The organism is Chromobacterium sp. Beijing (genome assembly GCF_021496765.1).
Lineage (GTDB): Bacteria > Pseudomonadota > Gammaproteobacteria > Burkholderiales > Chromobacteriaceae > Chromobacterium.
On record NZ_CP053750.1, the window covers coordinates 4,138,865 to 4,153,207 of the forward strand.

Consider the following 14,343-nt stretch of genomic DNA (forward strand, 5'->3'; position numbering starts at 1 on the left):
CGGCCTGCGCCTTGTGGGCGCGTTCGGCCGGCCTTCTCCTTAAGTTTTAGACCCGCTGGCCCGGTGTCACCGCCCTTATGAGGGCCTGTTTCAAGTTTCGCGCGTTGAGCGCGGCAGACATTGAACAGGTTCTATGCAAGGGCGGCGGCCCGGTGTGTCTGCGCCCGCCGCATGTGTGCGGTCTGTGCGGCGCCGACGGCTTCTCCTTTGCTGTCAGCGGTTGAGCTCCATCTTCCAGCCGGTGTTTTTTTGATCGCCGGCATGTTTTGCATGCCGGCGCGGTCCCTGGTCCGGGGCTGGTTTCTAGAGTCTTTTCTCTATTTGATCGGACTATAAGTTACGTTTACGTCAACGTCAAAGAGATTGACTGAATTGGACGGCGGCTGCGGCGATTGTGCCAGCGCAGCATGTTTGCCATCCGGAAAGTCATTGTTTTAAATATTGAACAATCTGTTGATTGAATAGCGGTTTTTCCGCTGAGGCAATTTGGTTAAGCTGTCATCCTGACCCCCTCCCTTGCTGTGTGAAATCCCATGAGTTCAGTTTCTTCTACCTCCGAAAGCGGCCGCGGCGTCGTTTTCACCGTTGCCGCCTTCATCTGTTGGGGTCTGTTTCCTCTGTACTGGAAGCCGCTGCACGATGTCCCGGCTTTGCAAATTCTGTGCCACCGCATTGTCTGGTCTGCGGTGTTCGTCGCGGCGGTGCTGACCGCGCGCAATCATTGGGGCTGGCTGCCGGCCGCGGTGCGCGAGCCGCGAAAGCTGGGCATCTTCGGCCTGTCTTCCTTGCTGCTGTCGCTGAACTGGCTGATCTATATCTGGGCGGTGAACGCCGGCCACGTGGTGGAGGGCAGCCTGGGCTATTTCATCAATCCGCTGTTTAATGTGTTGTTGGGCCGGATCTTTCTGTCCGAGCGTTTGAGCGGGCTGCAGAACGCCGCCTTGCTGCTGGCGGCGGCGGGCGTGGCCTGGATCACTTACAGCGCCGGCGCCTTGCCGTGGATCGCACTGTCGCTGGCGGCCACCTTCGGCTTGTACGGCCTGCTGCGCAAGAAGGCGCCCTTGGCCTCGCTGGAGGGCCTGGCTTTGGAAACCTTCCTGATGACGCCGCTGGCGGCGCTGGCCCTGGTCTGGTTCGAATGGCAGGGGCAGGGCGCTTTCGGCCATGGCTCCGCCGCGCAGACCGGTTTGCTGATAGGCGCCGGCGTGGTGACCGCGGTGCCCTTGCTGCTGTTCGCCGCCGGCGCGCGCCGGCTCAAGCTGGCGACGGTGGGAGTGATCCAGTACATCGGCCCCAGCATCCAGCTGGCGCTGGGCGTGCTCTTGTTCGGAGAAGCGTTCGACAGCGGCCGCGCGCTGGGTTTCGGCCTGATCTGGGCAGCCCTGCTGCTGTACTCCGCCGCCGGTTTGCTGCAGATGTGGCAGGGGCGACGCGCCGCCGCGACCTGAGTTTTTCCGCGTTTGGAGCAGCCCGCGTTTCGCAAGAAACGCGGGCTGTTTTCATTAGGAGAGTCTGCTATAAACCACTCAATGGGCCGTCGCCGAGTGTTTCCGGCGTCGGCCCATTGCCGAGCCGAATCCGGCCCGCGCCAGCCGTTCAAAAGCACCGAGCGCGGTTGCACCGCGCCGCCCATGCATCATTGCAATGCGTTGCCGCCCCTGATTGCCCCAAAAACAAGCATTCGCTCCGAGCCGCCCTCGTGCCGCCGGCGGCGGAGTGACATGGTCAATATTTTGCAAGGAGGCGCGTCATGGCGCTCTATCTGGTTAGCGTGGTTTTCTTCGGTTCGGATCTTCTGATCCGCTTGGCCCTGCGCGCGCGTTCCCGCGCCTGGGTGGGCGCGGCGCTGGCGGCAGGCCTGTTGCTGGCGTGCTTGCTGTATCCGATGTTGAGCGATTGGGCGCTGCCCTATATGCCGGACGAACACGGCATGCAGCTCTACGCGGCGATGGTGGGCCTGCAATTGGGTCTGACCGACGCGGCCATTTCCACCAGCCTGGCCCGTTATCTCGGCTGGTGGCGCTGAGCGCCTGCGCCATGCCCGCCGGGCGCGGCGCGCCCCTTCGTACCGCTCCTACGCTTTTCTCGGCGGCGTTCGCCTGTCTCGTTCCCGCTCGCGAGGAGCGTAAACGGATTTAGCGGCTACGGCTTCCCTCTCTCCATGCCATAGGTATTTTTCGCTCAGATTATGCTTGACGTCATGCCATCCCGGTAGCAGACTGCGCAGCGTCGCTCGGCCCCACAAGCCGGACGACGCATGCCGGACGCCTTCCCGCTCCCCGCGGGCCAGCCGTCCATGATCTTTATCGTTCTTTACAGGTTACGCCATCATGGCATTGTTCTTTATTCCCCTGTCGCGGCACTTGCTGCGCGACATTCTCGGCGACGACCACGCGGCGTTGACCGATAAAGCATGGCTGAGAAGCCAGACTCAACACCAGGATCAACAAGAGCGACACCGTCGCCAGGAGCTGGAACAGCGCATTCACCGGCTGCGGCTGGAGAAGGGCGGCTTATGCTGAGCCCCTTGCTCTACAGCCGGCGTCTGATGCTGCGCGATTTCCGCCCGGACGATCACGCCGCCTACGCGATGGCGCGCAGCGGCCGCGAGTTCGCCCGTCATTACCCGCCGGAAGAACTCACGCCTGCGCGCAGCGGGCAGTTGTTGCTGCGCTTTCTGGAGCAGCAGCGCGACGCCCCCCGCCGCGGCTGGCAGCTGGCCATCGTGCGCGTCGAAGACAAGGCGCTGCTCGGTTCGGTCGGCCTGCGCGGCCTGGGACGCGGCGGCGAAGCCGGCTTCGGCATCGAACTGGCGGAATCGGCCTGGGGCCAGGGCTACGCGCTGGAGGCGGCGCGGATGATGCTGGACTTCGGCTACCGCCAATTGGGCTGGCACCGGATCTGGGCCGATTGCGCGCCTGGCAACATCGCCATGCTGCAATTGGCGCGGCGTTTGGGTTTCGTGGTGCAGCCGCTGGGCGCTGAGCCGAGGCTGAGCCTGCTCTTGTCCGCGGTGCCGCCGCCCTTCGCCGGCCCGCGGCGGGAAGTCCTGCAATGGGCGGCGGAAGCGCGCGGCTAGCTTGGGCGCGGCCCGCGCTTGACCGGCGGAGGACGCTCGCGCACACTTAATGCAAACTTCATAAACAGACTGTTCCGGCCCGCCACAAGCGGCCGACGGACAGCGCAAAGGAGAGTGAGCAAGATGACAGCGATTGCCGAACTGCGCGCGGGCTTCGACCAGCTCAACCGCGATTACCTGGCGGTGCACAAGACCAAGGAAGACCTGTTCTGGGACACCTATATGGCGGTGTCCGACGACCACGACGGTTTCGCCCGCGCGGAAGCCGCCTACAAGGCCTTCATCTCCAGCCCGGAGCGGCTGACGGCGGTGCGCGCGGCGCTGGAGGGCTTGCAGGCGCAGCCGGCCGGCGCGGAGCGCGACGCCCTGCTGCACGGTTATCGGGGATGGTTGGCCTTGTTCGAGAGCAATATCGTCGACAGCGAGGCGGCGCAGGAGCAGATGCGCCGGCTGATCGAGATGGAGGCCGCGTTGTTCGCCAAGCGCCGCGATCTCGCGCTCAGCCACATCAACGAGCGCGGCGAGCGCGAAGAGGCGACGCTGACCATGTTGAGCATCAATATGACCACCAACCCGGACGCCGCCGCGCGCAAGAGCTCGCACGACGCCTTGCTCGATCTCGAGCGCTGGGTGTTGGACAACGGCTTTCTCGACATCGTCAAACAGCGCAACGCGCTGGCGCGCAGCCTGGGCAGCGCCGATTATTTCGAGCACAAGGTGCGCAAGAACGAGCAGATGACGCCGGAGGCGCTGTTCGCCGTTCTCGACGATTTCGAGGCGCGCACCCGCGAGGCCAATCAGCAAGCGCTGCGGCGTCTGGCCGACGACAAGGGCGAGGACGCGCTGCTGCCGCACAATCTGCGTTTTCACATGAGCGGCGACGTCACCCGGCAGATGGACCCCTATCTGCCGTTCTCCAAGGCGGTGGAGCGCTGGGTGCTGAGTTTCCGCCGGCTGGGCGTGCAATACCGGCAGGCCACGATGCAGCTGGACCTGGTGGAGCGCAAGGGCAAGTATCAGAACGGTTTCTGCCACGGGCCGGTGCCCAGCTTTTACGACGGCGACCGCTGGGTGCCGGGCCGGATCAATTTCACCGCCGACGCCACGCCGGATCAGGTGGGCAGCGGCGCGCGCGCAATCAACACCCTGTTCCACGAAGGCGGCCACGCCGCGCACTTCGCCAATGTGATCCAGAACGCGCCGTGCTTCTCCCAGGAGTTCGCGCCCACTTCGATGGCTTATGCCGAAACCCAGAGCATGTTCTGCGACAGCCTGCTGAACGACGCCGACTGGCTGAAGCGCTACGCGCGCAACGCCGCGGGGGAGGCGATGCCGGACGCCTTGATCCGCGCGCGCATCGAAGCGGTCCAGCCCTTCTTCGCCTTCTCCGAGCGCTCCATCGCCGTGGTCGCCTACTTCGAGCGCGAGCTGTACCGCTTGCCGGAGGCGGAACTGAAGCCGGAGACGGTGTTGGCGCTGGCGCGTCGTTGCGAGCGCGAGATTCTGGGCGTGGAATGCGGTCCGAGGCCCTTGCTGGCGATTCCGCATCTGCTGAATCAGGAATCGGCGGCGTCCTATCACGGCTATTTGCTGGCGCATATGGCGGTGTATCAGACCCGCGCCCATTTCCTGCGCGAATACGGCTATCTGACCGACAACCCTGCGATCGGCCCGCTGCTGGCCGAGCATTACTGGGCGCCGGGCAACAGCCTCAGCCACGACGCCACCTTGCTGAGCCTGACCGGCGAGCATTTCAACGCCCTTTATCTGGCCGAGGCCTGCAAGCGCAGCGCGGCCGAGGCCTGGCAAGAGGCGGAGCGGCAGATCGCCGCCGCCGCGGAGCGGAACTACGCGCGGGATTACCCGGAGCGGCTGGACGCGACGATACGGCTGGTGCACGGCGCCGAGCTGATCGCCGACAACGAGGCCGGGGAGGCGGAAATGTGCCGCCGTTTCGAGACTTGGGTCAGAGAGCGCTACCCGGCCGCGGCGCACTGAGAAGCTGTTCATAATCTGCTGCGCGTCGCGGAGCGTTACACGGTGAGTACAAGCTCAACATGCTCATGTACCATGTGTACATTCCGCTTTCTCAGACGCTCGCCTTCGCTCGCGAGATCGTAAACACATTCTGAGGCCGCGCATGACAACGGCAGCCCAAGGGCTGCCGTTTTCTTTGTCCTCGCTCAGCAGCAGAAGCCGCGCTATAGACCTCAGGCCTGGCGGTAGATCAGCCGGCCTTCAAACAGCAGCTCGCTTGAATCCAGCCGGGCGTCGCCGCTGGGCGGCGCGGCGCGTTCGAACACGAAGCGCTGGCCCTGATATTCGATCCAGGCGTTGATGGGCTCGCCCTGAAAACGGCCCAGCACTTCTTCCGATCGGGTGACGAAGGCGTTGTCGGGCAGCACGAAGCCTTGCTGCGGCGTTTCCGACGGGCTTGCCTCCAGCGTCCAGTTTTCGTCGCCGGGCGGCTGCGGATCGTTGCGGGTGGCCATGTGCAGCCACATGCGGAAGGCCCAGTGCGGCAGCAGCACGCGGTGCACGCGCTTGTCGTCCGTGATCACGCAACGCACCGGGAAACCGGCGCCGCAGGACGGGCAGCGCGCCTGGGCCGCGAGGAAGATCTTGTCCTGCTGTTTGCTGGCGATGCCTTCCATATGCTCCGAGCCCACCATCGCGCGGCAGCTGGGGCAGTGTTTGCCGAAGCGGCGCACGCTGTTGCCGTTGGCAAAGGAAATCGGCAGGAAACGGGAAATCTTGTCGGGTCTGGCCATCGCTAGGGGTTCCGGAACTGAAAAACGCGGTCCGCCGGGCTGTGTGCCGCGGCGGCATCGGCCCTCATTATACCCCGGCCTCGCCGTGGAAGGGTTCCAGCGTCAAGCGGCAGGCCAGGCGGTGGCTGGCGCCGGGGGCGAGCAGTCGGACATCGTCGCCGGCGTTGGCGGTTTCCACGCAGACGAAATCAAGCCAGGCGGCGTCCGGCAAGTCGCCCAGCAAGGCGGTTTTCTCCGCCGCCGGATTCCACACCACCACGCTGCCGGCGCCTTCCGCTGTGACGCGAATGCAACGTCGCCAGACCGGGTCACGCAGCAAGGCGGGGCGCTCGCTGTAAACAATGCTGTCCACCTCGCCCCGGAAGCGGAATTCGCCGTCCGGCCAGCGGCTTTCGCGGCCGGCCACCTTGTCGTGACAGCGCTCGCCGTCCAGGCCGGACAAGGCGGCTTGGCGCGCGTCGCCCACCGCCAGATAACTGTGCAGCGCGGCGCCGAGGCGTTGCGGGCGGTCGCCGCGGTTGCGGGTGGTCAGCGCCGCTTCCACCGCCGCGCCCAGCCGGTATTCCATTTCCGCCGTCAGGCCGTCGCATTCCGGGCCGGAGAGTTTCACGTGGAACGCGCCGGCGTCCTCGCGGACCTCGTCCAGGCGCCAGGCTTGCGTGCGCGCCACGCCGTGGGCCGGCAGGCTCGCGTCGTCGGGGTGCGGGCCGAACCAGGGCCAGCACAGCGGCACGCCGCCGCGTATGGCCTTGCCCGGCTGGTAGCGCGCCTGCGGCGACAAATACAGCAAGGGTTGCTGGCCGGCGGCGCGGAAGCTGAGCAACTGGCCGCCCAGCAAGGAGATTTCCGCGTGAAAATCCGCCGTGGAGATGACGAGGATATCGACGCCGGGCGCGCGGCTGGACAGCGCGGCGGCGGGAGGCAGGGCGACGGACATACGGAGCTTCCGGGCAAAAAACCGATGATAGCGCGCTACAGCCAGCGGCGCAGCGTCCACAGCGGGCCGATCAGCAGGAATTGCAGGTCGCGCAGAAAGGAGGGCTTTTTGCCCTCGATCGCGTGGCCGACGAACTGGCCGATCCAGGCGACGACGAACAGCCCCAGAGAGAGCAGCGCCAGCGGCAGGCCGGCGCGGGACGCCGCCTCCAGAAGCAAGAGCATGGGCAGGCACATCGCCGCCATCGCCAGCGCGGGCGCGCGGCCCAGCCGCCAATAGAAGGCCAGGCCGGCCGCCGCCGCCAGCCAGGCGAGGTTCAGCGGCGAGGGCACGCTGGAGAGCAGGCCCAAGAGCGCGAACACGATGGCGGGCACGCAGATTTTATGAATGCGGATATTGACGGGATGGCGGTGACTGAGATCATACTCTTGCAACCATTGCTCAAGCGTCATGTCAGGCCTCGCAAACGGGCGACGGGCTTCCATCTTGGCGCAGACAAGCGGCGGCGGCAATGCCCGCGGCCGGTTTTGTCTGCGCTGGATCAGGGGCTTGCGCGCCGCCTTGGGCTACAATCCTTTTGCCAACCGTTAATGTCTGGGTTCCCAAGGTGTCATCCACAGCACAACCGCGTTATCTGCGCATCAAGGAATACATCCTTGAAGGCATTCGTTCCCGCCAGTTTCTGCCAGGCGGCAAGATTCCGCCCGAGCTGGAGTTGGCGCGTCAGTTCCAGGTATCGCGCATGACCGTCAACAAGGCGGTGCGGGATCTGGCCGAGGCCGGCATCCTGCTGCGCTTCGCCGGCGACGGCACGTATGTGGCGGAGCGCAAGGCGGAGTCCCCGCTGCTGGACATCAACAACATCTCCGAAGAAATCGAGGCGCGCGGCCATCGCCACAGCGCCGACGTCTACGAACTCAAGGCCGTGCAGGCCACCGAAGACGTGGCGCTGCGCCTGGGGGTGAAGGAGGGCAGCACGGTGTTCCGCTCGCTCATCGTCCACCGCGAGGACGATGTGGCCATCCAGCTGGAAGACCGTTACGTCAATCCCGCTTTCGCGCCGGATTATCTGGAACAGGACTTCAGCAGCCGCACGCCCAACGACTACCTGATGAAGAACTGCCCGCTGACCGACATCGAGCACAGCGTGGAGGCGGTGTTGCCCAGCGCGGCCGAGCAGGCGATGTTGGACATGAGGGCGCAGGAGCCCTGCCTGTTGGTTTTGCGCCGCACTTGGTCGCACAAGAAGCTGGTCAGCTTCGCGCGGCTGACGCATCCGGGCTCGCGCTACAAATTGCGTTCGCAAACCCGGGTCAAGCGCTGAGCGGCGGCGGGGATGCTGCGCCGCAGCTTGCCGCGCTTGTTCGAGCGCAATATTGTATATACAAATAGAGGCTGAATTTTCCAGTCGCCTCAAGCCGCCGCCGGGCGGCTTTTTTGTTGCCATGCAACATCAAGTGATTGGACTATAAGTAAAATCTGCCAATTCGGCCTGTTTACAAAAATCACCGCTTCAAACTTGACAGGCTGTTTGGATAGGATTAATTGTATATACAAATAACCCGCAGCGAGCCCACCATGAGTCAAGCCGAAACGGATCGCCGCAGCCTGTGGATCAACGCCAGGCTGGCGACCATGGATCCTAGCCGCCCGGCGCCTTACGGCGCGCTGGACGGCCACGCGCTATTGCTGGAAGCCGGCCGCATCGTCGCGCTGCCGGCGGCCGCGGACGTGGACCCCGCCGGCTTCGACGGCGCGGTGATCGACGCCAAGGGCGCCTGGATCACGCCCGGCTTCATCGATTGCCACACTCACCTGGTTTACGGCGGCAACCGCGCCGCCGAATGGGAAAAGCGCCTCAACGGCGTGCCTTATCAGCAGATCGCCGCCGAGGGCGGCGGCATCGTCTCCACCGTGCGCGCCACCCGGGCGCTGGACGAAGCCGGCCTGGCCGCCGCCGCCAAGCCGCGCTTGCGCGCCTTGATGGCCGAGGGCGTGACCACGGTGGAGATCAAGTCCGGCTACGGCCTGAGTCTGGAGGACGAACTCAAGCAACTGCGCGCGGCGCGGCGCCTGCGGGACGAGCTGCCGGTGGAAGTGTCCGCCACCTTGCTGGCCGCCCACGCGCTGCCGCCGGAGTACGCCGGCCGGCCCGACGCCTACATCGACCACATCGTGGACGCCATCCTGCCGGCCGCCGCGCGCGCCGGTCTGGCCGAGGCGGTGGACGCTTTCTGCGAAAGCGTGGGCTTCAGCCCGGCGCAGACCCGCCGCGTGTTCGAAGCGGCGCGCGCGCACGGCCTCAAGGTCAAAGGCCATGTCGAGCAGCTGTCCAATCTGCACGGCGCCGAACTGGTGGCCGAGTTCGGCGGCTGGTCCGCCGATCACGTCGAATACTTGGACGCCGCCGGCGTGGCCGCGCTGAAGGCCGCCGGCACCGTGGCGGTGCTGCTGCCGGGCGCGTTCTACTTCCTGCGTGAAACCCAAAAGCCGCCGGTGGACCTGCTGCGCGCCGCCGGCGTGCCGATGGCGGTGTCCACCGATCTCAACCCCGGCACCAGTCCGTTCGCCTCCATCCGGCTGGCGATGAACCAGGCCTGCGTGCTGTTCGGCCTGACGCCGGAAGAGGCGCTGGCCGGTGTCACCCGCCACGCGGCGCAAGCCCTGGGCCGCGGCGCCAGCCACGGCCGGCTGGCCGCCGGCCGTGTCGCCGACTTGCTGGTGTGGGACATCGATTCGCCGGCCGAGATCGTTTACGGCTTGGGCGACAATCCTTTGCGTCAGCGCGTGTTCCGCGGCGTGGCGCAGCATATGAAAGGCTGTTGAAGCATGAGCGTAGACATGAGTGTTTGGAGCGGCCGGGTCGACGCCGGCGAGGGCGATCTGGCGCGGCGCTGGCATCAGCTGGCGCGTCCCTACGCCGCCGGGCTGGAGCCGGGCGTCGGCATCGTCGGTTTCTCCTGCGACGAGGGCGTGCGCCGCAATCAGGGCCGCGTCGGCGCCGCCGCCGGCCCGACGGCGATCCGCAAGGCGCTGGCCAATCTGGCCTGGCATCAGGCCTTGCCCTTGTGCGACGCCGGCGACGTGGCCTGCGCCGACGGCGACCTGGACGCCGCGCAGGCGCGCTTGGGCGAACAGGTGCGCCGGCTGCGCGCCGACGGCCACTTTCCGCTGGTGCTGGGCGGCGGCCACGAAACCGCCTACGGCACCTGGCGCGGACTGGCGGCCGCGCATCCGGACAAGGTGATAGGCATCGTCAATTTCGACGCCCATTTCGACATCCGCGAAGCGGCCGAAGCCACCTCCGGCACCCCGTTCGCCCAGATCGCCGCCGACTGCGCGCAGGCCGGCCGTCCCTTCCATTATCTGTGCCTGGGCGTGGCCGAGCCGTCCAACACCCAGGCCTTGTTCGCCCGCGCCCGCGCGCTCGGCGTCAAGTGGACGCTGGACAGCGATATGACGCTGGACACCTTGTCCACGGTGCGCAGCGCGATGATGGCCTTCGTCGATCAGGTGGACATCGTCTACCTGACCATAGATCTGGATGTATTGCCCGCCAGCGTGATGCCGGCGGTTTCCGCCCCCGCCGCCATGGGGGTGGCGCTGCCCGTGGTCGAGGCCCTGGTCCGGCGTCTGGCCGAAAGCGGCAAATTGGCGGCCGCCGACCTGGTGGAACTGAACCCGGCCTTCGACATCGACAGCCACGGCGCCAAAACCGCCGCCCGGCTGGCGTGGAGCATAGGCCGGCATCTGAAACAGCCCTGAACCCGTTGATAGCGATAGCGTCATTCCCCGCCCGCCGGGCCACAACCGGCGGCGGGCCTACAAAGGAGAATACCGATGTCCGACCCGCGTTTTGATCCGACCCGCCACATCCGCGCGCCGCGCGGCAGCGAATTGACTTGCAAGAGCTGGCTGACCGAGGCCGCCTACCGCATGATCCAGAACAATCTGGACGCGGAAGTGGCCGAGCACCCGCAAAGCCTGGTGGTGTACGGCGGCATCGGCCGCGCCGCCCGCGACTGGAAGTGCTACGACACCATCCTGGACGTGCTCAAGCGTCTGGAGGACGACGAAACCCTGCTGGTGCAGTCCGGCAAGCCGGTGGGCGTGTTCAAGACCCACGCCGACGCGCCGCGCGTCTTGATCGCCAACTCCAATCTGGTGCCGCACTGGGCCAACTGGGAGCACTTCAACGAGCTGGATAAGAAGGGCCTGATGATGTACGGCCAGATGACGGCCGGCTCCTGGATCTACATCGGCTCGCAAGGCATTGTGCAGGGGACTTACGAAACCTTCTTCGCCGTCGCCAATCAGCATTTCGACGGCAAGCCGCAAGGCCGCTGGATCCTGACCGGCGGTCTGGGCGGCATGGGCGGCGCCCAGCCGCTGGCCGCCACCATGGCCGGCTTCAGCATGATCGCCGTCGAATGCGACGAAACCCGCATCGATTTCCGCCTGAAAACCCGCTATGTGGACCGCAAGGCCAAGACTCTGGACGAGGCGTTGGCCATCATCGACGAGGCCAAGCACAGCGGCAAGGCGGTATCGGTGGGCCTGCTGGGCAACGCCGCCGACGTGTTCGCGGAGCTGGTGGCGCGCGGCATCACCCCGGACGTGGTCACCGACCAGACCTCGGCCCATGACCCGGTGCACGGCTATCTGCCGCAGGGCTGGACCGTGGAGCAATGGCGCGCCAAGCAGAAGACCTCCGGCGCCGAAATCACCGCCGCCGCCAAGAAATCGATGGCGGCGCAGGTGCGCGCGATGCTGACTTTGCAAGAACGCGGCGCCGCCACGCTGGACTACGGCAACAACATCCGTCAGATGGCGCTGGAAGAGGGCGTGGCCAATGCCTTCGACTTCCCCGGCTTCGTGCCCGCCTATGTGCGTCCGCTGTTCTGCGAGGGCATCGGCCCCTTCCGCTGGGTAGCGCTGTCCGGCGATCCGGAAGACATCTACAAGACCGACCAGAAGGTCAAGGAGCTGATCCCGGACGATCCGCATCTGCATAACTGGCTGGACATGGCCAAGGAGCGCATCAGCTTCCAGGGCTTGCCGGCGCGCATCTGCTGGGTCGGCCTGCAAGACCGCGCCCGTTTGGGCCTGGCCTTCAACGAGATGGTCAAGAACGGCGAATTGAAAGCGCCCATCGTGATTGGCCGCGACCATCTGGACTCCGGCTCGGTGGCCTCGCCCAACCGCGAGACCGAAAGCATGAAGGACGGCTCCGACGCCGTGTCGGACTGGCCGCTGCTGAACGCCTTGCTCAACACCGCCGGCGGCGCCACCTGGGTGTCGCTGCATCACGGCGGCGGCGTGGGTATGGGTTTCTCCCAGCATTCCGGCGTGGTCATCGTCTGCGACGGCAGCGACGCCGCGGCCAAGCGCGTGGGCCGCGTGCTGCGCAACGATCCGGGCACCGGGGTGATGCGTCACGCCGACGCCGGCTACGAGATCGCCGAGCACTGCGCGCGCGAGCAAGGGCTGGACCTGCCGATGCTGAAGCGCTGAGAACCTGTTTACGATCAGCTGCGCGTCGGCAGGATAGATGGAAAAGGGCGTTGAAAGCCGCTTCAGAATGCTCATGTGCCATATGACCATTCCGTTTCTTCAACCGCCACGCCTTGTCCCGCTCTAGCGCGCAAGATCGTAAACCTGTTCTGAATGTAGGAACGCCGCCGCGCTCACGCCGGCGGCGGCTGGCGGCATCCGGGAGGGCCCGGATCCGCGGTCCCGCACGACAAGCTTGTACAAATAAGCGGCGGGGCTGGCAATCGTCTTGCAAAGGAAAAAAACGGTCATGTTGTTCTTGCCCGTCCACTGAGACGCACCGGCGCGTTCGCGCCCGCAGTCCGCATTGCTTCGTCATGACCGGCCGCTCTTTCCGCGTCTTGGTCTTGTGATCCGCCCACGCTGGCTCTACAGTTTGCCGGCGCTGGGTTGCTCAACGAAACATGCCGGGCCGCGGGATGCGGCGTAGCGGGCGCATCCGCGTTCGGTCGGCAAGCGCAGCCATGCCCAGGAGGAGAGAGATGCAAACACAAACACTGACGCGCGGCCTGTCCGCCCGTCACATCCGTTTCATGGCGCTGGGGTCGGCCATCGGCACCGGCTTGTTCTACGGTTCGGCGGCGGCGATACAGATGGCCGGTCCGGCGGTATTGCTGGCCTATTTGATCGGCGGCGCCGCCGTTTACATGGTGATGCGCGCGCTGGGCGAAATGGCGGTGCACAATCCGGTGGCCGGTTCCTTCGGCCATTACGCCACCAGCTATCTGGGCCCCTTGGCCGGGGTGATCACCGGCTGGACCTACGCTTTCGAGATGATCATCGTCTGCCTGGCCGACGTGACCGCCTTCGGCATCTATATGAGTTTGTGGTTTCCGGAAGTGGACCGCTGGGTCTGGGTGCTGAGCATCATCTTCTTCATCGGCGCCTTGAACCTGTGCAGCGTCAAGGTGTTCGGCGAGATGGAGTTCTGGCTGTCCATCGTCAAGGTGGGGGCCATTATCGCGATGATCATAGGCGGCGTGGCCATCATCCTGTTCGGCTTCGGCAGCGCCGAGGCCAGCGGCCTGCATAATTTATGGTCGCACGGAGGCTTCATGCCCAATGGCTGGGGCGGGGTGATCGCCTCGCTGGCGGTGGTGATGTTCGCCTTCGGCGGCATCGAGATCATCGGCATTTCCGCCGGCGAGGCGCAGGATCCGCAGCGCACCATCCCGCGCGCGATCAACGCGGTGCCGGTGCGCATCCTGTTGTTCTACGTGCTGACGCTGACCGTGCTGATGTCCATCTTCCCGTGGCCGAAGATCGGCAGCCAGGGCAGCCCCTTCGTGCAGATTTTCGAAAGCCTGGGCATTCCCGCCGCCGCCCACATTCTGAACGCGGTGGTGATCTCGGCGGCGATTTCGGCGATCAACAGCGACATCTTCGGCGCCGGCCGCATGTTGTACGGCATGGCGCGTCAGGGCCAGGCGCCGCAAAGCTTCGCCAAGCTGTCGGCCAACGGCGTGCCGTGGATGACGGTGCTGGTGATGGCCGCCGCCTTGCTGCTGGGCGTGGTGCTCAACTACCTGATGCCCAAGGACGTGTTCCTGCTGATCGCCTCCATCGCCACCTTCGCCACGGTGTGGGTATGGCTGATGATTCTGCTGTCTCAGGTGGCGATGCGTCGCCAGATGAGCAAGGAGCAGGCGGCGGAGCTGAAATTCCCGGTGCCGTTCTGGCCGTACGCGCCGCTGGCGGCGATAGGGTTCATGCTGTTCGTGATCGGCGTGCTCGGTTACTTCGAGGATACCCGCTCCGCGCTGCTGGTGGGCGCCGCTTGGGTGGCGCTGGTGGTGGCCGGCCACTTCCTGTGGAGCCGGGTGCTGGCGCCCGGCGCGGAGGCGGAGGCTCGGCGCGACGCCGCCTAAACGCGCGGCGCAAGGTTTTCTGTCCGGCGGGCGTGGGCTCGCCGGAACATTCAAGCCGCTTGTCGGCAGGGCGCGATAACACAAGACCAGCGCTCACCGCGGCAAGCGGCGCTGCAAACGCTTTAGAAGGAGAAT

General features: G+C 65.7%; 13 protein-coding genes. 10 read left to right on the forward strand and 3 right to left on the reverse strand.

Annotated elements, in window-relative coordinates:
• Positions 1–533 precede the first annotated feature (533 nt).
• From rarD to HQN78_RS19185, 5 genes are all read left to right on the forward strand, one after another.
• Positions 534–1,448 (forward strand): EamA family transporter RarD, encoded by a 915-nt coding sequence (gene rarD, locus HQN78_RS19165; protein ID WP_227105863.1) that lies wholly within the window; start codon positions 534–536, stop codon positions 1,446–1,448.
• A gap of 302 nt (positions 1,449–1,750) precedes the next feature.
• Positions 1,751–2,026: a hypothetical protein gene (locus HQN78_RS19170; protein WP_081547485.1), complete on the forward strand. Its 276-nt coding sequence runs from the start codon at positions 1,751–1,753 to the stop codon at positions 2,024–2,026.
• 304 nt (positions 2,027–2,330) lie between these two features.
• Positions 2,331–2,522 carry a hypothetical protein gene (locus HQN78_RS19175; RefSeq protein ID WP_158274392.1) on the forward strand — a complete coding sequence of 64 codons (192 nt, stop codon included), beginning with the start codon at positions 2,331–2,333 and terminating at the stop codon, positions 2,520–2,522.
• On the forward strand, positions 2,516–3,079 hold the full coding sequence (locus HQN78_RS19180; protein WP_158274391.1) for a GNAT family N-acetyltransferase: 564 nt from the start codon (positions 2,516–2,518) through the stop codon (positions 3,077–3,079). The genes HQN78_RS19175 and HQN78_RS19180 overlap by 7 nt, the downstream gene beginning before the upstream one ends.
• Positions 3,080–3,202: 123 nt before the next feature.
• Positions 3,203–5,077, forward strand: coding sequence for a M3 family metallopeptidase (locus tag HQN78_RS19185; RefSeq protein WP_235085615.1), 1,875 nt, complete (start codon positions 3,203–3,205; stop codon positions 5,075–5,077).
• 212 nt (positions 5,078–5,289) lie between these two features.
• Here HQN78_RS19185 and HQN78_RS19190 read toward each other — a convergent pair whose 3' ends face one another.
• From HQN78_RS19190 to HQN78_RS19200, 3 genes are all read right to left on the reverse strand, one after another.
• Complete coding sequence (locus HQN78_RS19190; protein WP_227105857.1) at positions 5,290–5,850, reverse strand: hypothetical protein; 561 nt, start codon at positions 5,848–5,850, stop codon at positions 5,290–5,292.
• Between the two features lie 67 nt (positions 5,851–5,917).
• Positions 5,918–6,787, reverse strand: coding sequence for a D-hexose-6-phosphate mutarotase (locus tag HQN78_RS19195; RefSeq protein WP_107801303.1), 870 nt, complete (start codon positions 6,785–6,787; stop codon positions 5,918–5,920).
• Positions 6,788–6,822: 35 nt separating this feature from the next.
• On the reverse strand, positions 6,823–7,239 hold the full coding sequence (locus HQN78_RS19200) for a DUF962 domain-containing protein (RefSeq protein WP_107801302.1): 417 nt from the start codon (positions 7,237–7,239) through the stop codon (positions 6,823–6,825).
• A 155-nt stretch (positions 7,240–7,394) separates the two neighbouring features.
• On the opposite strand from HQN78_RS19200, the gene hutC reads away from it, so the two are divergent.
• The 5 genes from hutC to HQN78_RS19225 all read left to right on the forward strand — a co-directional run bounded on the left by hutC (position 7,395) and on the right by HQN78_RS19225 (position 14,208).
• Positions 7,395–8,111, forward strand: coding sequence for a histidine utilization repressor (gene hutC, locus HQN78_RS19205; RefSeq protein WP_199225959.1), 717 nt, complete (start codon positions 7,395–7,397; stop codon positions 8,109–8,111).
• A gap of 254 nt (positions 8,112–8,365) precedes the next feature.
• On the forward strand, positions 8,366–9,613 hold the full coding sequence (gene hutI / locus HQN78_RS19210; protein WP_235085618.1) for an imidazolonepropionase: 1,248 nt from the start codon (positions 8,366–8,368) through the stop codon (positions 9,611–9,613).
• 15 nt (positions 9,614–9,628) lie between these two features.
• The gene (hutG, locus tag HQN78_RS19215; protein WP_227105852.1) at positions 9,629–10,552 is read left to right on the forward strand and encodes a formimidoylglutamase; all 924 of its coding nucleotides are present in this window, start codon (positions 9,629–9,631) and stop codon (positions 10,550–10,552) included.
• A gap of 75 nt (positions 10,553–10,627) precedes the next feature.
• Positions 10,628–12,301 carry a urocanate hydratase gene (gene hutU / locus HQN78_RS19220; protein WP_107801300.1) on the forward strand — a complete coding sequence of 558 codons (1,674 nt, stop codon included), beginning with the start codon at positions 10,628–10,630 and terminating at the stop codon, positions 12,299–12,301.
• 521 nt (positions 12,302–12,822) lie between these two features.
• On the forward strand, positions 12,823–14,208 hold the full coding sequence (locus tag HQN78_RS19225; protein WP_107801299.1) for an amino acid permease: 1,386 nt from the start codon (positions 12,823–12,825) through the stop codon (positions 14,206–14,208).
• Positions 14,209–14,343 lie beyond the last annotated feature (135 nt).

Coding starts and splice junctions, on each gene's coding strand:
- HQN78_RS19200 (WP_107801302.1), bottom strand. CDS start 7,239: ATGACGCTTGAGCAATGGTTGCAAGAGTATGATCTCAGTCACCGCCAT.
- hutG (WP_227105852.1), top strand. CDS start 9,629: ATGAGTGTTTGGAGCGGCCGGGTCGACGCCGGCGAGGGCGATCTGGCG.
- HQN78_RS19195 (WP_107801303.1), bottom strand. CDS start 6,787: ATGTCCGTCGCCCTGCCTCCCGCCGCCGCGCTGTCCAGCCGCGCGCCC.
- HQN78_RS19175 (WP_158274392.1), top strand. CDS start 2,331: ATGGCATTGTTCTTTATTCCCCTGTCGCGGCACTTGCTGCGCGACATT.
- HQN78_RS19180 (WP_158274391.1), top strand. CDS start 2,516: ATGCTGAGCCCCTTGCTCTACAGCCGGCGTCTGATGCTGCGCGATTTC.
- HQN78_RS19185 (WP_235085615.1), top strand. CDS start 3,203: ATGACAGCGATTGCCGAACTGCGCGCGGGCTTCGACCAGCTCAACCGC.
- HQN78_RS19170 (WP_081547485.1), top strand. CDS start 1,751: ATGGCGCTCTATCTGGTTAGCGTGGTTTTCTTCGGTTCGGATCTTCTG.
- hutI (WP_235085618.1), top strand. CDS start 8,366: ATGAGTCAAGCCGAAACGGATCGCCGCAGCCTGTGGATCAACGCCAGG.
- HQN78_RS19225 (WP_107801299.1), top strand. CDS start 12,823: ATGCAAACACAAACACTGACGCGCGGCCTGTCCGCCCGTCACATCCGT.
- rarD (WP_227105863.1), top strand. CDS start 534: ATGAGTTCAGTTTCTTCTACCTCCGAAAGCGGCCGCGGCGTCGTTTTC.
- HQN78_RS19190 (WP_227105857.1), bottom strand. CDS start 5,850: ATGGCCAGACCCGACAAGATTTCCCGTTTCCTGCCGATTTCCTTTGCC.
- hutU (WP_107801300.1), top strand. CDS start 10,628: ATGTCCGACCCGCGTTTTGATCCGACCCGCCACATCCGCGCGCCGCGC.